At 69.3% G+C, this 17,397-nt stretch carries 30 protein-coding genes; 26 read left to right on the top strand and 4 right to left on the bottom strand.

Going from position 1 to position 17,397, the window contains the following annotated elements; translation table 11 throughout:
- The coding region (locus H7841_08460; protein MEO5336912.1) for a hypothetical protein at positions 1-221 on the bottom strand (221 nt) is incomplete at its 3' end.
- Between the two features lie 358 nt (positions 222-579).
- Positions 580-867 (bottom strand): hypothetical protein, encoded by a 288-nt coding sequence (locus tag H7841_08455; protein MEO5336911.1) that lies wholly within the window; start codon positions 865-867, stop codon positions 580-582.
- Between the two features lie 454 nt (positions 868-1,321).
- Between H7841_08455 and H7841_08450 the strand changes: the two genes are divergently transcribed.
- The 13 genes from H7841_08450 to H7841_08390 all read left to right on the top strand — a co-directional run bounded on the left by H7841_08450 (position 1,322) and on the right by H7841_08390 (position 10,099).
- Positions 1,322-1,621 (top strand): helix-turn-helix domain-containing protein, encoded by a 300-nt coding sequence (locus H7841_08450; protein ID MEO5336910.1) that lies wholly within the window; start codon positions 1,322-1,324, stop codon positions 1,619-1,621.
- Positions 1,622-2,206: 585 nt separating this feature from the next.
- Positions 2,207-2,659: a DNA transposition protein gene (locus H7841_08445; protein MEO5336909.1), complete on the top strand. Its 453-nt coding sequence runs from the start codon at positions 2,207-2,209 to the stop codon at positions 2,657-2,659.
- Entirely contained in the window at positions 2,656-4,911 is a 2,256-nt protein-coding gene (locus H7841_08440) for a Mu transposase C-terminal domain-containing protein (protein MEO5336908.1), read from the top strand. Before H7841_08445 ends, H7841_08440 begins: the two co-directional genes overlap by 4 nt.
- A gap of 18 nt (positions 4,912-4,929) precedes the next feature.
- Positions 4,930-5,694 (top strand): ATP-binding protein, encoded by a 765-nt coding sequence (locus H7841_08435; GenBank protein MEO5336907.1) that lies wholly within the window; start codon positions 4,930-4,932, stop codon positions 5,692-5,694.
- A complete protein-coding gene (locus H7841_08430; protein ID MEO5336906.1) occupies positions 5,694-6,479 on the top strand; it encodes a hypothetical protein in 786 nt (261 codons plus the stop codon). The genes H7841_08435 and H7841_08430 overlap by 1 nt, the downstream gene beginning before the upstream one ends.
- Positions 6,476-7,087, top strand: a complete 612-nt coding sequence (locus tag H7841_08425) for a hypothetical protein (protein ID MEO5336905.1) — start codon at positions 6,476-6,478, stop codon at positions 7,085-7,087. The genes H7841_08430 and H7841_08425 overlap by 4 nt, the downstream gene beginning before the upstream one ends.
- Positions 7,081-7,404, top strand: a complete 324-nt coding sequence (locus H7841_08420) for a hypothetical protein (protein MEO5336904.1) — start codon at positions 7,081-7,083, stop codon at positions 7,402-7,404. The genes H7841_08425 and H7841_08420 overlap by 7 nt, the downstream gene beginning before the upstream one ends.
- On the top strand, positions 7,401-7,631 hold the full coding sequence (locus H7841_08415) for a hypothetical protein (protein ID MEO5336903.1): 231 nt from the start codon (positions 7,401-7,403) through the stop codon (positions 7,629-7,631). Before H7841_08420 ends, H7841_08415 begins: the two co-directional genes overlap by 4 nt.
- Positions 7,628-8,503, top strand: a complete 876-nt coding sequence (locus H7841_08410; protein MEO5336902.1) for a DUF3164 family protein — start codon at positions 7,628-7,630, stop codon at positions 8,501-8,503. The genes H7841_08415 and H7841_08410 overlap by 4 nt, the downstream gene beginning before the upstream one ends.
- A complete protein-coding gene (locus tag H7841_08405; GenBank protein MEO5336901.1) occupies positions 8,500-8,787 on the top strand; it encodes a hypothetical protein in 288 nt (95 codons plus the stop codon). Before H7841_08410 ends, H7841_08405 begins: the two co-directional genes overlap by 4 nt.
- A gap of 76 nt (positions 8,788-8,863) precedes the next feature.
- Positions 8,864-9,121: a hypothetical protein gene (locus H7841_08400; GenBank protein MEO5336900.1), complete on the top strand. Its 258-nt coding sequence runs from the start codon at positions 8,864-8,866 to the stop codon at positions 9,119-9,121.
- A 2-nt stretch (positions 9,122-9,123) separates the two neighbouring features.
- Positions 9,124-9,834: a thermonuclease family protein gene (locus H7841_08395; protein MEO5336899.1), complete on the top strand. Its 711-nt coding sequence runs from the start codon at positions 9,124-9,126 to the stop codon at positions 9,832-9,834.
- 1 nt (position 9,835) lies between these two features.
- Positions 9,836-10,099, top strand: a complete 264-nt coding sequence (locus tag H7841_08390) for a hypothetical protein (GenBank protein MEO5336898.1) — start codon at positions 9,836-9,838, stop codon at positions 10,097-10,099.
- 2 nt (positions 10,100-10,101) lie between these two features.
- On the opposite strand, the gene H7841_08385 is transcribed toward H7841_08390, so the two are convergent.
- Positions 10,102-10,413 carry a hypothetical protein gene (locus H7841_08385; GenBank protein MEO5336897.1) on the bottom strand — a complete coding sequence of 104 codons (312 nt, stop codon included), beginning with the start codon at positions 10,411-10,413 and terminating at the stop codon, positions 10,102-10,104.
- An 18-nt stretch (positions 10,414-10,431) separates the two neighbouring features.
- Entirely contained in the window at positions 10,432-10,692 is a 261-nt protein-coding gene (locus H7841_08380) for a zinc ribbon domain-containing protein (protein MEO5336896.1), read from the bottom strand.
- Between the two features lie 352 nt (positions 10,693-11,044).
- On the opposite strand from H7841_08380, the gene H7841_08375 reads away from it, so the two are divergent.
- The 13 genes from H7841_08375 to H7841_08315 all read left to right on the top strand — a co-directional run bounded on the left by H7841_08375 (position 11,045) and on the right by H7841_08315 (position 17,394).
- Complete coding sequence (locus tag H7841_08375) at positions 11,045-11,269, top strand: hypothetical protein (GenBank protein ID MEO5336895.1); 225 nt, start codon at positions 11,045-11,047, stop codon at positions 11,267-11,269.
- Between the two features lie 3 nt (positions 11,270-11,272).
- Entirely contained in the window at positions 11,273-11,923 is a 651-nt protein-coding gene (locus H7841_08370) for a phage antirepressor N-terminal domain-containing protein (GenBank protein ID MEO5336894.1), read from the top strand.
- Between the two features lie 163 nt (positions 11,924-12,086).
- Positions 12,087-12,347, top strand: coding sequence for a hypothetical protein (locus H7841_08365; GenBank protein ID MEO5336893.1), 261 nt, complete (start codon positions 12,087-12,089; stop codon positions 12,345-12,347).
- A 56-nt stretch (positions 12,348-12,403) separates the two neighbouring features.
- The gene (locus H7841_08360) at positions 12,404-12,874 is read left to right on the top strand and encodes a hypothetical protein (GenBank protein MEO5336892.1); all 471 of its coding nucleotides are present in this window, start codon (positions 12,404-12,406) and stop codon (positions 12,872-12,874) included.
- On the top strand, positions 12,871-14,028 hold the full coding sequence (locus H7841_08355; GenBank protein ID MEO5336891.1) for an MT-A70 family methyltransferase: 1,158 nt from the start codon (positions 12,871-12,873) through the stop codon (positions 14,026-14,028). Before H7841_08360 ends, H7841_08355 begins: the two co-directional genes overlap by 4 nt.
- A 118-nt stretch (positions 14,029-14,146) precedes the next feature.
- The gene (locus H7841_08350; protein MEO5336890.1) at positions 14,147-14,548 is read left to right on the top strand and encodes a regulatory protein GemA; all 402 of its coding nucleotides are present in this window, start codon (positions 14,147-14,149) and stop codon (positions 14,546-14,548) included.
- A complete protein-coding gene (locus H7841_08345; GenBank protein ID MEO5336889.1) occupies positions 14,548-14,925 on the top strand; it encodes a hypothetical protein in 378 nt (125 codons plus the stop codon). The genes H7841_08350 and H7841_08345 overlap by 1 nt, the downstream gene beginning before the upstream one ends.
- 72 nt (positions 14,926-14,997) lie before the next feature.
- Complete coding sequence (locus tag H7841_08340; GenBank protein ID MEO5336888.1) at positions 14,998-15,468, top strand: cell wall hydrolase; 471 nt, start codon at positions 14,998-15,000, stop codon at positions 15,466-15,468.
- Positions 15,465-15,644 (top strand): hypothetical protein, encoded by a 180-nt coding sequence (locus H7841_08335; protein ID MEO5336887.1) that lies wholly within the window; start codon positions 15,465-15,467, stop codon positions 15,642-15,644. The genes H7841_08340 and H7841_08335 overlap by 4 nt, the downstream gene beginning before the upstream one ends.
- A complete protein-coding gene (locus H7841_08330) occupies positions 15,637-16,461 on the top strand; it encodes a lipase family protein (GenBank protein MEO5336886.1) in 825 nt (274 codons plus the stop codon). Before H7841_08335 ends, H7841_08330 begins: the two co-directional genes overlap by 8 nt.
- Positions 16,454-16,720 (top strand): TraR/DksA C4-type zinc finger protein, encoded by a 267-nt coding sequence (locus H7841_08325; protein MEO5336885.1) that lies wholly within the window; start codon positions 16,454-16,456, stop codon positions 16,718-16,720. Before H7841_08330 ends, H7841_08325 begins: the two co-directional genes overlap by 8 nt.
- On the top strand, positions 16,721-17,062 hold the full coding sequence (locus tag H7841_08320; protein MEO5336884.1) for a DUF2730 domain-containing protein: 342 nt from the start codon (positions 16,721-16,723) through the stop codon (positions 17,060-17,062). It begins immediately after the preceding gene.
- Positions 17,059-17,394: an ArsR family transcriptional regulator gene (locus tag H7841_08315; GenBank protein MEO5336883.1), complete on the top strand. Its 336-nt coding sequence runs from the start codon at positions 17,059-17,061 to the stop codon at positions 17,392-17,394. The genes H7841_08320 and H7841_08315 overlap by 4 nt, the downstream gene beginning before the upstream one ends.
- Positions 17,395-17,397: the final 3 nt, after the last annotated feature.

Raw genomic sequence — 17,397 nt, 5'->3', positions numbered from 1 at the left:
CCGCGTTCGGCGCGGCGGCGTTCGATATGGGCCAGGCGGCGTTGGCGGTCTTCCTCCTCGGGGTCGTCCAGCCGATCCACCATGAGCCGCGGCGGCGGGACCGGGTCGGCGGCGTTCACTGTGCCGAGGGGGCGCGGCGTGACGGGCGGGCACTTCTCCGGCGTGCATTCCATGGTGTCGGAGGGATGCCGCTTTTCCCATTCGTCCTTCAGCACGCCCACCGGAATCCGTTCCGGTTCCGCGTCGCCGATCAGGGCCCGGCGGGCGCCGTCCGGCAGGTCGTGGCCAAGCAGGCGGCGGAGGTAAGTATCGGCCAGGTGTAGGGAGGTGACCAGTTCTGGACTCTGTCCGGATCGGGGAAACCGGGGCGAAACGGGCGGTGGGCAAGGGCTTCGGGGGAAGGCGGGGCAAAACGAGGTTTTGGACTCGTTTGGGCAGGAACGGGGGAATTGGCGGTCGGTTCTGGACTCGGGGATGGGCGGGTTTTGGCCATGAAGTGGTCGGACCCTACGATGGTCCGTAGGATGACGCGAGGAACGCCGCCCGCTACAACTCCGCGCGGGGCGCCAGCGATCAGCCTCAGGCCGACAGTTTGCCCTGATCGGGCGCGACGGGGGCGGAACGCAGCTCCCGGCGCAGGTGCTCCAGGGCCAGCTTGAGGCCGATGCGGCGCTCCTCGGCGGTATCATAGGCGGCCACCAGGTCATCATGGACGCGGGCGGCCAGGCGCCCCAGGTCGCGGCGCGTCAGGCGCGCGGACTCGGCCTTGTACAAGGCTTCCACGCCCTCGACCACCAAGCCCAGCAGCTCGGCGTCCAGGCCGCCGGCAGGCCGCTCGGGCGGCGGCGCGGCCTCCCCGGCCAGCATCGGTCCCTCGCCAGTAATCAACCAATCCAGAGACACACCGACCGGACGCGCCAACGCCGCAAGCGTTGTGGCCTTTGGCTCGGATCGACCAGATAGGTAGTTCTCAAGCGTCCGACGAGGAACGCCAGATCGGCGGGATAGCTCGTCGCCACTTCCTGCCATATCGGCGCACTGCCTAATGCGATTCGCGAGGTTGTCCGTCATTTCTGGGTTCATGAGGGAAACTCCGAAATCAAGCCACGCTGAACTCCGAAATTTCGGAGTTCCGAAAGACGCCGCAAAATCAATGCGCTATAGCCAGCATAGCCAAATCGACGTGCTGCCGAACTCCGAAATCGCAGAACTGGCTTGACGGCATGGCCCGAACTTGCCATTGTCATCCCACAAGTTGACCTTTGACACCCCGGAAAAAGCGGCTCCCGGCATGGGGCCGCTCCTCAGGAGAGACGGAAGAATGGCATCGAAGCGCCGCGACTGGCCCTGGTGGCGGATCAAGGCCGGGCTGGAGGCCAGGGGCCTCAGCATCACGTCCCTGGCCGCCCGCCACGGGATCACGAAGTGGTCGCTGACCAAGGCCAAGTACCGCCCCCAGCCGCGGGCCCAGGAAATCCTGGCCGCCGCCCTGGGATTGGCGCCGCACCAGGTCTGGCCCAGCCGCTACCACCTCACGGGCTCTCCGGTGTCTCCCACCGTCTGGATGCAGATTAACGCGGCCGGCGTCCCCGGTCACCGTCAAAAGAGGAGGGCGGCATGAACAGGGGGTTTGTTCGCCTGTCCCCCCTCCAGCGACGCCAGAAGGCGCGAGCCTTCAATGTGGCCGCAAACCTGCCGGCGGAGGCCCTGGAGGAAATTCGCGGCGTCATCGAGGGCGCCATTCGGGAGGGAGCCTCGTTCCCGCAAGTTGCACGCCGATTAGAACGGCTAGGACTTGGTCCGGCGTCAGATCGCGAGGGACCCGACCAATGACCTCGTCGGGTGCCCGAGTCATGCAGGCCGCGATGGCAAAGAGCAGTCTCTGCCTCAGGTGGCTGAGCATTCTGGGTTCAACCGACGACAAGTCGCGCTCAGGGTCGTCGGCGATCCAGTGGCAGACGTGCTCGCAATCATCCTCCAGCGAGAAATCCATGGGGGAAGGGCCCGGCTTGGCGGGAACGCGCCGATCCCCCCATGCCATCAGCAGCTTCATTGCCTCCGCGTATGTCACGGGCCGTGTCGTCATCGGTTCCCTCCTCGGGTTGGTTTCGCATCACCCGAAGGTAGCGGAACGGCCGGGCGGCGTCATCCTTCGCGCGTTGGGGATCGACGCCCGCCCGGCCGGCCTTTGCGCCGGAGGCCGGGCATGAAGCGGGACAGCATTACGAAGGACCTGTTCGCCTGGGAGCCACCAGCCGTCGTGCGGAAATTCGAGGAGGCCGAGGTGCGGGCCGCGTCCCTCAGGGGGCGGATCGCCAAGGCGGTGGCGGCGGCGCTGAAGGAAACGGGCAAGGACCGCGACCAGGTGGCGGCGGAAATGTCGGCCTACCTGGCCGAGGAGGTCACCAAGAACATGCTGGACGCCTATGCGTCCGAGGCGCGCGAGGACCACACCATCCCCTACCTGCGCCTGATCGCGCTGGTGCAGGTGACCGGCGACGTGCGGCCCCTGCAGATCGGCGCGGAGCCCGTCGGGCACAGCCTGGTCGAGGATCGCTATCTGGCGGCCATCGAAGACGCGATGTTCGACGACAAGATGGAGGAGATGGCCCAGCGCCGGCGGATGGCCAGGCGCACCTGGAAGGGGGCCCGGCCATGAAGCCCTGGTGGTCCGCCGCCGAGCTGGCCGGGATGCCGGGGATGCCGGGAACGGAACGCGGCGTGCAGCTTAAGGCCGGGCGCGCGGGTTGGAAGTCGCAGCCCCGTTCGGGACGTGGCGGCGGCCAGGAATACCACCTCACCAGCCTTCCCCCGGCGACGCGGGAGCACATCATGGCGCAGGCCGTTTCCGGCGGGGTGGAGACCATCTCTTCGGCGGCCGGGGGCATATCCTCCCTTCCCCTCCCGGCCGTCATCCCCGAGGGCCGCGGCCACACCCGCGCGCTCTCAACCTCGGCGGTGCCGCCGGCCAAGGCCCCCTCTCTCTCGCATGGCGCGGGGACGGGGAGTCTCGAGCAAGGGGGGGACACCCCCCGCGCTCGCGCGCTCCCCCCGGCGGCACCGCTTTTTTCCCATCTGAAGGACTGGCAGCGCCAGTGCATGGAAGCCCGCGCAGCCCTGGTGGCCGAGGTTTCCCGCCTGCAAGCGGCCCTGCACGTGTCCATGTCGGCCGGGTCCACTGCCCTGGTGGCTGCGATCCGCGAGGGCACGGCGGAGCCCCGGATCGCCGCCCTGGTTCCGGCCGCCAATGCCCGCGCCGGCAAGACCGGGGCCCGGACGCTGTCCCGCGCCACACTTATCAACTGGTGCAACGCCCATGCCGAGGGCGGGGCGGCGGCCCTGGCGCCCCGGCCGTCCCGCGAGTCCGAGATCCCCGACTGGGCGCCCGATCTGTTGCGCCTTTGGGGCCGGCCGCAGAAGCCGTCCCTGCTGGGCATCGTGGAGCAGGACCTCCCGGCGGCGCTGGCGGGCAGCGGGATCGCCGCGCCCACCTACGACCAGGCGCGGCGGTTCCTGGACAGCTGTTCCAACTTGACCCGCCACCAGGGTCGCATGGGTCCCCGTGCCTTGAAGGCCATGCGGGCCTACCGCGCGCGATCCACGGACAACCTCTGGCCAACCGCGGTCTACGTCCCGGACGGGCACAGCTTTGATGCCGAAGTCGCGCACCCGGCCCACGGCCAGCCGTTCCGGCCGGAGATCACCACCATCATCGACGCCTTCACCCGCCGGGTGGCCGGGTGGTCGGTGGCGCTGGCCGAGAACACCATCGCGGTGGCCGACGCCTACCGGCATGCGTTCAGCACCACCGGGATCTGCGCCATCGCCTATTCCGACCGGGGGCCGGGCGAGAAGAACGCCGCCCTGGACGATCCGGTGACCGGCCTGCTGGCCCGGCTGGAAGTGACCCACGAATTCGGCATCCCCAGGAACCCCCAGGGCCACGGCATCATCGAACGCCTGAACCAGTCGCTGTGGGTGAAGGCGGCGAAGACCCTGCCCACCTACATGGGCGCGGCGATGGATGACGAGGCCCGCCAGCGCGCCTTCAAAGTAACCCGGAAGGAAATCAAGGAATTCGGCCGGTCCCGCCTGCTGATCGACTGGCCGGAGTTCATGCGGCTGTGCGAGGAGGCGGTGGCCGCCTACAACGCCCGGCCGCACCGGGGGCTGCCCAAGGTCCGGGGCGAGGACGGGCGCAAGCGCCACATGTCCCCGGACGAGATGTGGGACCGGGCGGTCGCGGAAGGCTTCGTCCCGGACGTGCTGACGGAGGCCGAGGCCCAGGACCTGTTCCGGCCGCAAATCCGCCGCAAGACCCGGCGCGGCCTGGTGTCGTGGCTCGGCAACAGCTACTACCTGCCGGCGCTGGAACACCGGCACGGCGAGGAGGTCCTGGTCGGCTACGACATCCATGACGCCCACCGGGTGTGGGTGCGGGACATCGAGGGCCGGCTGATCGGCGAGGCCCTGTGGAACGGGCACCGGACGGAGTTCTATCCGGTCTCCAAGATGCGCCAGGCGGCCGAGAAGCGCGCCCAAGGGCGCATCCGGCGCCTGGACGTCCAGCGGGCCGAGATCGAGGCCGAGCTGAACCCCGCCGCGCTGATCGAGCATGCCCCCGTCATGCCCTTGGACGCCGAGGCCCTGGAGATGGCGGACGCGGAGATCGCCGCCATGGCCGCCCGCGCCGAACCCGTCCAGCCGGCCGCGCAGATCGTCCAGCACCCCAATGCCCGGCCCAACTTCTTCAGCGACCTCGAATGGGCATCATGGCTCGCCGATCACCCGGATCGCGCCACCGACGACGACCGCCGCCTGCTGGCCGAGCGCCTCGGGATGGGCGAGTTCCGGATGTTGCTGGAAATGGAGGGAATCTCCATCGACCCCCTGAAATCCCTTGCCGCCTGAGAGAGAGGATGTAACGCGATGCGCAACACGTTCGTCATGACCAGTAATACCAAGGCCTTCGTGGCCGCCCTGGCGGCGCTCCGGGACCGGGGAGCCGGCGAGGCCTGCCTGATGGTGGTGGACGGCGAACCTGGTCTTTCCAAGACCCGCACGGCCGAATGGTGGGCGGTCCAACAAGGCGCGGTGCTGCTGCGCGCCAAGCGCGAATGGACCCCGTCCTGGATGCTGCGCGACCTGCTGGGCCGGGTCACGACGGAACCGCCCGCCAACAGCTTCGAGAAGATGTACCGCCAGGCGCTGGAACACCTGGCGAGGCTCGCCAAGCAGGCGGAACGGGACGGCCTGACGCCGGCCGTGCTGATCGATGAGGCCGACCACATCATCGGCAACGGCCGGGCGATGGAGACCCTGCGGGACCTGTCCGATTCCCTGGAAATCCCCTTCGTCTTCGTCGGCATGGGCAAGATCAGCCACCAGCTGAAGCGCTATCCTCAGATCGCGTCCCGCGTCGGCCAGCGGGTCGAATTCCAGCGCCTGTCCCGGCAGGACGTGGACGCCCTGGTGAAGGGGCTGTGCGAGGCCGAGGTGGCCCCCGACCTGGTGGACTTCCTCTATGCCGAAACCAAGGGGCGGGCGCGGGAAATCAAGGAAGCCCTGGCCCCCGTCGAGCGGGCCGGGCGGCGCAACCCCGGCCGGCCGGTGGACCTGGCCGCCCTGGCCGGCGCCGTGCTGTTCAACGACCGCGAGACGACCAAGCCGGTCAAGGTGCCGGGGGCGCGTTGATGGCCCGCAAACCCCGCCCAGATACGGATAAGCGCCGGTCCCCCAACATGGAGGCCGCCCTGCTGGCCCTGGCGGATGGCAAGTGCCATCGCCTGGCCGACCTGGCGGCCGTCACCGGGATCGCCGCCCATCCCGGCCTCCAGCAGGCCATGGCCCGCCTGGTGACCAGGCGCCTGGCGATCCGCAAGGAAGCCGGCTGTTACAAGGCAACCGCCGCGGGGCGCAGCCTGCTGGCGGCGCCCGGCGGCCCGGTGATCGTGGCCGGCAAGTCCGGTCCCCGCACCCAGGATGGCCCCTACCAACCGCGGCGGCGGACCATGCGGGACAAGTACTGGGCCGCCATGCGGGCGGCCGGGAAATTCACGGCGGCCTGCCTGGTGGCCAGGGCCGCCCCGGCCGGCGAGACGGTCGCCACCGACGATGCCCGGCGTTACTGCAAGGCCCTGGCAAAAGCCGGCTACCTGTTGGCCCTGAAGGCACCGGCCAACGGTCCCTTCCGCTGGTCCCTGGTCCGCGACAGCGGGCCCATGGCGCCCGTCGAGCGGGTGCAGCGACAGCAAATCTACGACCGAAACGACGGCACCACCCGGCCCATCGGGCCCCTGGGATGGGCCCTGGCCGCCGTGGACGTCCACCCGAGAGGCATTGCCGGGGTGGCCGAGCGCATCGGCTACAGCCGGTCGGCATTGAGCAGCTACGTGGCCGGCAAGTACCCGGCGAAAACCAAGGCGGCCCTGGAGGCCGCGATCCTGCAACACCTGGCAAACCTGGAGGAACGGCCATGACCATGCAAATCCACCTTGCGGAACCAGGGGCCGGCGAAAGCCCGACCGCCTTCGAGCGGGCGGCCATGGCGGCGATGGTCGCCGACATCAACGCCCGCCTGGCCGAGGGCATGGGCGGGCGCGACCTGGCGCGGGCCGTCCTGACGGCCTACGTCGTGCTGGCGGCGGCCTGCGATGAAAAGGACGGGTCCATCGCGTCGGCTTTCTGGAACCTCATCGCATCGGCCGGCCAGATCCGGCCGCAGGAACTTGCCTACCTACCCCTGGTCGCCCCATCGGCGGAAGTAAATCCGGCGCGGCTGGCGGCCGACCAGGAACAGGCGGCGGATGCCGCCATGCAACTGGCATCGTCCACCATGCGGATGGCGGACATGACCGAAATCCAGATGGCGTGGGTCCACGCCGCCGCCGTGGCCGGCCTGCTGTCGGTGGCGGCGGGCGATGTGTCCCGCGACGTCGACGCCCTGCCTGTCTACAAGGCGTTGCTGTCCTGCGTCGGCATCTGGATGTCCAGGCGGGGACCCGACCTGGTGTTCGCCGATGCCGTGGTCCGAGCCCGTAAAGCGGGACATGCCGGCGCCCTGCAGGAAGGAACGCGGCCATGCTGACCGACGAATACGCCGCCCCCATCGAGATCGTCTGGCAGGGCCGGCCGGTGGCGGCGGTCGCCTTGACCGTCGTGCCCCATAGGTCCGGCGGCCGGCGGATCGTCGCCGCCGACGCCGAAGACCGGTACTGGCTCCTCGTCGAGACGGCCGGCGTTTTGCTGTCGGAGCCCGCCGGCCCGCCGGTCATCCTGGCCGACGCGGTGGACAGGGCCGTCGGCCACCTGTCCGGCCACAGCCATGGCTCGGTCCATGGCGAGGCGACCGAGATCGCCGTCGCCCTGCTGGGGGCGCTCGCGCAGACCGGGAGGCTCATATGAACAGCGCCTGCCAGGCCGTGCTGGACGGCAGCCATGCCATCGCCATCGAGCAGGCCCTGTGGGCGGTGGAGGCTGGATACACCCCGCGCGAGGTGATCGAGGCCTGCGGCCATGCCTGGTCCGCCCGCGCGCCGTCCTGGGATGACGCCGTCTATGTCCTGGCCATGGCGTGGCGTCGGCAGTGCGCCGGCAACGTCGTCGCCCTCGCCAGCCGGAGGGCGGCATGAGCATCGCCACCCGCCGCCGCCTCCGCCGCGCCCTCAACCAGGCCCGGTATGTCGCCTTGCCGGTGATCGCCATCCTGCCGGTGCTCTACATCGGCCTGGGCCGCCTCTTTTCCCTGATCCCTAAACTCTTTTCCCGGAGACCCGCCATGACGAATACCGCTGACAGCCCCTCCATCCTCTCGCCCGCCGTGATCGTGGTGGGCGGCCACGAATACATGCGCGACCGAAAGGAACGCCTCGTCTTCCTCGACCAGGTCAAGCCGACCGACAAGCTGGAAGACGACCTGGTGCGCCGCATCCTGGGCTACGCCGATGATCTGTCCGCCCAGATCGCCCGCTTCAAGGGCCATTGCTTCGACGACATCGGGGCCTTCATGGCCCTGCTGGCCGAAAAGTACGACACGACCCTCGGCGCCGGCACCAAGGGCAACATGACCTTCAATAGCTACGACGGCACGTGCAAGGTGCAGGTGGCCGTGGCCGACCGCCTGACCTTCGGGCCGGAATTGCAGGTTGCCAAGGCCCTGATCGACCAGTGCCTCGCCGAATGGATGGAAGGGTCGCGGGCCGAGCTGCGGGCCCTGATCGAGCGCGCCTTCCAGACCGACAAGGAAGGACAAGTGAGCCGGGAGGCCATCTTCTCGTTGCGCCGCGTCGAGATCGACGACGAACGCTGGCGGAAGGCCATGGAGGCCATCGGCGACAGCATCCGGATCGAGGGCAGCAAGACCTACCTGCGCTTCTACCGGCGCGCCCGCCCGACCGACAACTGGCTGGCGGTCACCATCGACCTGGCCAGCGCCGTCGATCCCCGCGCCGGCATGGTGCGCCCGGTCGACGCCCCGGCCGCGCCGGAAGGCGGTGCCGAATGAGCCCACTGGATCAAGTCGTCGCCGAGGTCATGGCCCGCGTGCAACTGGACGTCCAGCGAGGCGCCGTCTTCCACGACGACCGGCATGGGGCCGACGACTGGCTGTGCGTGCTGCGAGGTAAAATCGACGGTCTCACGGCCATCGTCGTGGATGGCGCCATGGCCGGCTGCTGTCTCCTGCCTGGGGGGCAGTATGTGTCCTATCGGGGCATCCTCCTCGACATCGCCGCCCTGGCCATCCAGGCCGTCCAGTCCTGGGATCGGCTGGAAGGACGCCGGACATGACCGCCCTCATGGAGACCGCCATCGTCGCCCTGGGGGCGCTCGCGGTCGTGGTGGCGCTGTGGCCTGGGGCACGGCCATGAGCAGCACCTTCCACGCCCACTGCATCATGCTGGGGCCCAGGACCGGGGTCATCGACGTGGCCCGCCGGCCCTGCGGCAACGCCGCGCCTCTCATGATGGGAAGCAAACTCGGCATCGCCAGGGTACTGGATGCCACGGCCCGGTGGGACGGACGCGACTATCGCGTTCCCGGGGTGTCCCCCGCCGTCGGGCGGGCGACCGCCTACCGGGCCATCGCCGATTTCATCGTCATTCTCGAGAGCAGGAGGGCATAGCCATGCCGAACGGAAAGCGCCACATGAGGCTGCAGTTTGAAGATCACGGACAGGACTTCCTCTGGTGGGAAGTCATGGACGGGGAGGTGATCGACAGCGCCCCGTGCCAGGCCTGGGCGTGGGTCGGCACGGATCTGCTCGACGACCACGTCGTGCCGGGGCAGAAGATCATGATCCGGTTCCGGCCAGACGACCCAGCCGTCCTCCTGCGCTACCCCATTGCCCGGATCAAGTACCTGGATCGTCCGGCGCCATCTGGCCGGCCGCGGCGGGCGGCGCTCGCCGGCGCCCGCACCGCGCTGGCGGCCGTCATGCTCTGGATCTACGCCGGCTCGGCAGCCGCCTGGCCGGTGTACGAGGCGACCGTCACCGGGGTGATCGACGGCGACACCATCGCGATTGATGCCCCGGTATGGCCGGGCGTTGTCGCGCGAGACAGGCTGCGGGTGGCCGGGGTGGACACCCCGGAGCTCCACGGCAAATGCTCCGCTGAAAAGGCCGCCGCCCGCGATGCCACGGCGCTCGTCAAGATGCTGGTCCCGGCGGGGGCGCGGGTGTCCATCCACCTGGACGGCCAGGACAAGTACGGCCGGCTGCTAGGGCGCGTGATCCTGCCGGATGGCCGTGAGTTGGCGGACGTGCTGATCGCCGCCGGCCTGGCCCGCCGCTACGACGGCGGCGCCCGCCAGCCCTGGTGCGCGGGGGAGAAGTGACATGATCGCCGCCGCCCTCGCCGCCGTCCTGGAAATTGACGGCTACATCCGGCGCCGCCGGGAAACGCCCCGGTCCGTCCTGGACGGCATGGCCTGCCTCCGGGGGGCCGCGCTGAACGGCTGCCTCCGGGCGGTGCCCGGCGACCTGCCGGCGGCCGACAACCTGGTGCGGGCCTGGATCGCGGCGGGCGGCGACTGGCACGACCTGGTGGCCGCGGTCAACGACCGGGCCTCCTATGGCGCCAGGCTGAGGGGAGATGCGTAATGCTAGGGCTTGGCTTCCAGCCGCGCCAGGATCGCCGCCAGCAGCTTGGCCTTGCGGGCGTGGACCAAGAGGGCCACGTTGGTCAGCAGGCCGATCCAGACCAGCAGGCCGGCCTCCAGGATGGCGACAACGCCCCGCGCCGCGTTGGCGCCGGCCCAGGCGATCCCCGCCAAGGGCAGTCCTACCAGGTTGACGGCGACCAGCACGGTCAGCACCCCGGCGGCGGACACCCTCGGCAGCTTGATTTCCGGCCCGGCCTTGGCGCCCGGATTCCAGCCCGGCGGCGGCATGGCGCCCTTGTTCGATCCGAACATGGCTCGTCCCCCGACCGGCTATTCGGTCGCGACGGCGAATTCGTGGCCGCAGAACCGGCAGACGAGGGCCTTGTCCTTGACCAGTTCCGCGCAGCGCGGACAGCCCTTGACCCGCGTTTCCCGCTTGGGCAGGGCCAGCAGGACGATCAGGGCGAACATCGAAACCAAGGCCCCCAGGATGGCCCAGCCGAAGGGACTGCGCCCCCGCGCGGCGCCCGCGACGATGGCGCAGGTGCCGGCCCACAGGGCCACCCACAGTATGGCCAGGAAAATCTCCATTTCATTCTCCCCGTTCATGCAACGAATGGGCGCAGGGTAGCGCAATCGCCAGCGGATTGGCGAGTCGTTTTCGCGGTCTTGACTTTCATTTCCTCCGGGCGCAGCCTGGACGGTGCCGGTACGCAAAAGGTGCCGGCGGGGGTCGGCAAAGCCCCCACCGTTCATACAGGCGCCCAAGCCGCGCCGATTCCGTCGAGCGCGGCTTTCCCATGGTCGGGCGTGTGCGTTAGCCTTCGGGCTAGCCGTTTTCCTGTGTGGGCGGTTCTTTGCCGAACGTGCACGTCCGGCCGCCAGGGCCTCGGCAAAGGGCTCCGGTGGTCGGTTGGATCGACCACATACAGGAGCTTTTCTCATGACCCAACACGACACGGACAAGTCGGCGCGCGCCCGCGCGCTGGTGGACGGCTGGCTGGTCGCCAACGCCCACAAGGCCAATTCCCCCGCCTATCTCGCGCACCTGCTGTGGTGCAAGGCGAAGTGCGACAGGGCGTTCAAGTGCGCCCTGGTGCGGATGGCATGCCAGCATGTGGCGGCCGCCGCCTTTTCCAACCTGAACGCCCTGTCCAAGGAGGCCTGAGCCATGTCGGCGAACCTGATTTCCGTGCCCTTCCAGGGCGACGTCCTGTCCTACATCGTCCAGGACGGGGAGCAGATGGTGCCCATCAAGCCGATCTGCGATGCCCTCGGGCTGGCTTGGCAGGTCCAGCACCGCAAGCTGAGCAGCAATTCGGAGCGCTGGGGCGTCACCATCATGGTGATGCAGATGCCTGGAGACGACCAAAATCGGTCGGTGACTTGCCTGCCCCAGCGCCGTCTCTTCGGTTGGCTGATGACCATCCATCCCAACCGGGTCAAGCCGGAAGCGCGGGACAAGCTGATCGCCTACCAACAGCACTGCGACGAGGTGCTCTACCGCCACTTCATCCTGGGCGACGCGGCCCATCCGGGGCTGATGAAGGAACTCGCCCTGCTGCGGCGGTTCAACCGCAACCTGACCATGCAGTTGCTGGTGACCAGGCAGCGTTGGAGCCGGGTGCACCGGCTGCATCACGAGGGCGGCTACGGCTGGAGCTCGATCCAGCACCAGCTCGGGCTGACCTCGTCGGAGATCGACGACACCTGGGAGGCCATGCAGGACTGCGGCCTGCTGCCCGACTGGCCCGGCAATCCCGACAAGCAGCTCAGGTTCGCCCTGGCCGAGATGAAGGCCGGGGAGGACGCCCATGGATAGGCGGGTCCGGGAGGACCGCCTCCAGGCGGAGCTTCCCCGCCTGCTGGAGGAATCCAGCACGCCACGCCGCTTCGGCCTACGCCTGGTCTGGAGCAACCCCAAGCCGCCGCAACGGCGGCGGTAGCCGCGAGGACGTGGCCGGTCCCTGTCACGGGGGCCGGCCATGAGCCCGCAGATCGACCTGTGGGGCAACGTGGTCCCCAACGTGCCCGCCCGTCCGGCCAAGGGCTACGCCGCGCGGCCGGGCGGCGGCCCCCAAGGAGAGACCTGCAAGACCTGTCGGCACCGCACCGGGCACGGGCGGGGCAGGACCTACCACAAGTGCGGCCTGGTCAAGTGCGGCCTGGTCAAGTGGACCTTCGGCGCCGGGACCGACATCAAGGTCGGTTCCCCGGCCTGCCAGTTTTGGGAGCCCGCGCAATGACGATCCACATACCCCCCATGTATAAGTTAACCCTCGTCCAGCCCTGGGCTACGGCGATGGCGCTGAGGATCAAAGTCAACGAGACCCGGTCCTGGGCCCCGCCCAAGGACGCCCTGGGCTGCGACCTGGTCATCCATGCCGGGCTGGCGGGCAATCGCCAAGAGGACCTCTGGATGATCCGCGATATCGTCGAGTTCGGTGCGCGGCAGGGCGCGGATGTCCAATTGCTTGCGCCGCTGCATGCGCTGGCGGCTGCCGGCCTGCCGCGAGGTCAGGCCTTATGCGTCGTGACGCTGGACGGGTGGACCGCCACGGAGGCGGCCGCCCGCATCGTGTCGCCCCTGGAATACGCCCTCGGAAATTACGGCCACGGCCGGGCCGCCTGGCACACCTCCAACCTCCGGGTCCTCAAGACTTTTATGCCGATGCGCGGCCACCAGGGCCTGCGGCGCGTCCCGCCCGGCCTGGAAGCCCTGATCCGGGCGGAGATGCCCTTGACCCAACAATCCTTTGGAGCCCTTGAATGACCATCAAGCCGCTGCCCCTGCATCCCGTCTGCGCCGCCTTCCCCTTGCTGCGGGGGGCCGACTTCGACCTGATGGTCGCCTCCGTCCGGCAAGTCGGGCTGCGCGAGCCGATCCTCACTTGGCGGGGCCAGGTGGTCGACGGCCAGAACCGCCAGGCCGCCTGCCTGGCCGCCGGGGTCGAGCCGGCCTACCGCGAATACGAGGGCGCGGAGGAGGACATGATCCGGGAGGTGCTTGCCCGCAACGTGGCCCGGCGCCACATGGACGAGTCCGCCCGCGCCATGGCGGCGGCGCGGCTTACCCGCGTCGACCCGAGGAGTGCAAATTTGCACTCCGCCATCACGGCGGACGCGGCGGCCGACATGCTCAACGTCTCCCGCCGGGCCGTGATGATGGCCCGCAAGGTGTTGCAGGACGGCGCCCCCGACCTGGTGGACCAGGTGGACCGGGGCGCGATGACGGTGACGGCGGCGGAGACGGCCGCCCGCATGGCCCCGCCCGACCAGGCGCGGATCGTCGAGGCAGTCACCAAGGGCGCCAAGGCGCCCGTGGCGGTGCGCCAGGCGCAGCGCGACCGCAAGGTGCGCAAGCTGGCGGGGAAGGCCGCCGCATGGCCGGAAGGCAAGTACGGGGTCATCTACGCCGATCCGCCCTGGCCGTTCGAGACCTGGGGCCCCGGCGGGGGCAACAGGAGCCCCGAGAATCATTACCCGCTGATGGCTTTGGAGGAGATCGCCGCCATGGACGTGGCGGGCCTCGCGGCGCCCGATTCCGTCCTGTTCCTGTGGGCCACCACGCCGCAACTGGCCAACGCCCTGAAGGTGCTGGAGGCCTGGGGATTCGAATACCGGTCCCACTGGGTCTGGAAGAAGGACAAGGGCGGCACTGGCCATTGGGGCATCAACAACCACGAGGTCCTGCTGATCGGCGTGAAGGGGGCCTTCCCGGCCCCGGCCCAGGGCGAGGCGCCCCTGTCCTGCCTGGAATACCCGCGCGGCCGGCATAGCGAGAAGCCGGAAATCTACGCCCAGGTGCTCGAGGAACTCTGGCCCGGGCTGCCCCGGATCGAACTGTTCCGGCGCGGGCCCGCCCGGCCGGGCTGGGACGCCTGGGGCAACGAGGCCGAGACCTGCGTAGAGGAGGCGGCGGAATGACCTGCGAGACGAGAGATATCGTCATCGGCTGGATGTTCGTCGGCCTGGAACTCGGCGGATGGACCGCCATTGTCGGCGGCGTCGTTTGGCTGGGAGCCAAGTTGATGAGGGGGGGCCAATGACCCCCGACTCCCGCCAGAAGCTGACCCGCGCCGTGCATGTCGCCGCCAGGGCCAAGGGCCTGGACGAGGACTCGCGGCGGGACCTGTACCGGCAGGTCACCGGCAAGGACACCCTCACCGACATGACGGGGCCGGAGATCGGCCGGGTGCTGGACGCCCTCAACGGCAAGGCCGGGGGCCTCGACAAGCAGGTCAACTTCATCGCGGGGCTCTGGCGACAGCTGGGCCAGGTGCCGCCCGAGGCCGGCGGCGTTCGCGATCCCAGCCCTGCCGGGCTGCGCGCCTTCGTCAAATTGGAAACCGGCAAGGATGACCTGCGATTCTGCGGGGCCGACGAAAAGCGTCGCTTGATCGAGGCCCTGAAGGGCTGGCTCGGCCGGGTGAAGGGCAGGGCGTGATGGCGCGCCGGGTGCCGCAAGCCTACCTGGATCTGGTGGAGGCGGTCGGCGCTGAGACCGCCAACGCCCTGGTGGCCGGGTTCCGTGGCACCCGCGTCTACGTACCGCGCGCCGACAACCTGACCGCCGACCACGACCTGGTGCGACGCCTGGGCTGGGACCGGGCGGGCCGGATCGCAAGGGCTTTCACGGGGGAACACCTTGATGTACCGTCGATGTCGGTGCAGTCGCGCGCCGCCCTGGTGGTCGAACTTTCCCGTACCAAGGGCATGAAGCACGCCGCCATCGCTTTGGCGGTCGGGCTGTCCCAGCGCCGCGTGGTGGCGATCCTGCGGCAAAATCCCGACACCAGCCAGGGCGACCTGTTCGGGCAGTAAGACGCCCGTCCCATGGTCCCGTCCGCCCGCCCGCGCGATGCTCTCCCGACGCCAAAGCGAAGGGGGAATCCCATGTCCGTCGATCCCGACAGCCTGCCCGATCCGCACGACCTGAGCGAGGAGCAGGTGCTCGCCCGCACCCTCTGGGGAGAGGCGCGCGGAGAGAAGCATGAGGGCCGCGTGGCGGTCGCCTGCGTGATCCTGAATCGGGCCGCCCGCGCCCAGGCCCATCGCCGCCGCAAGGGCACCCGCTTCTGGTGGGGTGAAACGCCCAAGGAAGTCTGCCTCCAACCCCTGCAGTTCAGTTGCTGGAACGGGAGCGACCAGAACCTGCCGAAGATGCTGGCGGTGACGGAAGCGGACAAGGCCTTCGCCGACTGCCTCGCCATCGCCCGCGACGCCCTGGCCGGCCGGCTGGTCGACAACACCGGCGGGGCCACCCATTACATCAACCCCAAGCTGGTCGACCCGTCCTGGGCCAAAAGCATGATCGAGACGGCGCGGATCGGGCGGCACGCCTTTTATCGGGAGACGCGCGGATGAACGCGAACGCCATCATCGACCGCCTCAAGGAACCCAGCACATGGGCCGGGATCGCCGCCATCGCCGCCGCCGCCGGCGTCCATCTGGAGCCGGGGGTATGGCAGATCATCTCGACGGCGGGCGTCGCCATCGCCGGCACCGTGGCCATGATCCGCAAGGAGGGGGACCGTGGGTAAGGCCACAGTGCCCGCCGCCCTGCTGGCCGAGTCGGCCGATCTGGACGCCGCCGCCCTGGCCTTCCTGGCCAGACGGGCCCAGGTGGTCTACAAGACGGAGGCTGAAATCGCGGGGGCGTTGGCCCGCGCGGGCGGTCGCCTGGTGGGGTTCATCGACGAAGGGGGCTGCGAGGTCTTCGTCGCCCGCTTCGGGGAAAGCGAGGGGTGCACCTTCACCGTCGTCGCTTTCCGGGGGACCGAGCCCCGGCAGGAGCCGGCCGACATCGTCGCCGACCTGGACGTGCGGCGCGAGAGCCTGTCCATGGGCTTGATCGAGGGGGATGGCGAGAGCCACAAGGTCAAGGTCCATGCCGGGTTCCAGCGCGGCGTGGATGCGGTGGCCACACGTCTGGGCCGCCTGCTGGACGCCGCCTACCGACTGGGGCCGGTCTACGGCTGCGGGCATTCCAAGGGCGGGGCGGAGACGGTTCTGGCCGCGGCCCTGTGGCCCTGGATCTTCCGCGCCATCGCCACCTTCGGGGCGCCGCGCTGCCTGAACGCCGAGGGCGCGGCGGCCTTCCGCCGCCACAGCAGCACCCGGCATTACCGGGTGGTCAACCGCTGCGACATGGTGCCTCTGGTGCCCCCGGCACTGACCGGCTGGTGTCACGACCGCGAGGCCGTCTACATCGACGGCGACGGCGGCATCCACTGGGGACTTGGGGCCGGCTCCGAATGGATGCTGCGGTCCCTGGATTATCGCCCCGGCCGGGGCGTCCTGGACCATTACGTCGATCGCTATATCGAGGCCCTGGACAAGGCCGCCGCCGATGGCTGACGAAGCCGACATGGCAGGCGACTTGGAACAGCGGGAACGGGATGCCCTGATCCGGGGCCGCCAGGTGGATACCTGGGTGCCAGGGCTGGCGGCGGCGGCCACGCCCTTGGCCGGCCACGATCCGGCGGTGCGTGCCGGGCTGCTGGCCGAGGCGCGCCTCTGCGCCGCCTGCGGCGAGGCGATCCCTGTCGAGCGGCTCCGGGCCCGTCCCGACGCCATTCTATGCATCGAATGCCAAGCGGAATACGAGGGGCCGTAGATGGATGATGTTCTTAAATACTGGCCCGTCGCCGTGACGCTCTTCAACGTCGCTTTCCTGGTCGCGGGCTGGGCCCTTATGAAGACCTTCGCCACGAAGAAGGAACTCGATGAGGAAGGCAAGGCGCGGGCCACGGCCGAGACCCGGATTACCATCATCGAGGAGAGGCTGAAGAACCATCCGGACCACGACGACCTGGGTGACATCCACGAACGCATCAACGAGGCCTTGAGCGGAATATCCCAGGCCATCGCCGGGATCAGCGGCCTGGTCGCTTCCGTGCGATCCCTGGAAAACCAGGTGGGCGTGCTGCTCGAAGTCAAGGTGAGGGAAGGCAAATGAGTTTCGGGACCACCCTGCGTGAGCACCAGCGGATCGCCATCCTGCGGGCGCTGACGGAAGCGCCCGGCTATATGGCGAACCTGTCCGTGCTCGTGGATGCCCTCGCTCCCTTCGGCTTGATGGTCACCCGCGACGGGCTTGCCGTCGAGGCATCCTGGCTACACGAGCAGGGACTCGTGCAACTGGGGCTGGTTGCCGCCGTCCCCACCCTCGCCCTGACGGATCGCGGCCTCGATGTCGCCCAGGGCCGAGCCATCGTGCCCGGCGTCAAACGACCGTCGCCCGGCAGCGCGGCGATGAGCGTCGCCTCCATGCTGGCGAAAGGGCCCTGAGCA

It is taken from the genome of Magnetospirillum sp. WYHS-4, from assembly GCA_039908345.1.
Classification (GTDB): Bacteria; Pseudomonadota; Alphaproteobacteria; order Rhodospirillales; family GLO-3; genus JAMOBD01.
Note: the sequence above shows the minus strand (reverse complement) of the source record. Positions and strands in the feature narration are given on the sequence as shown.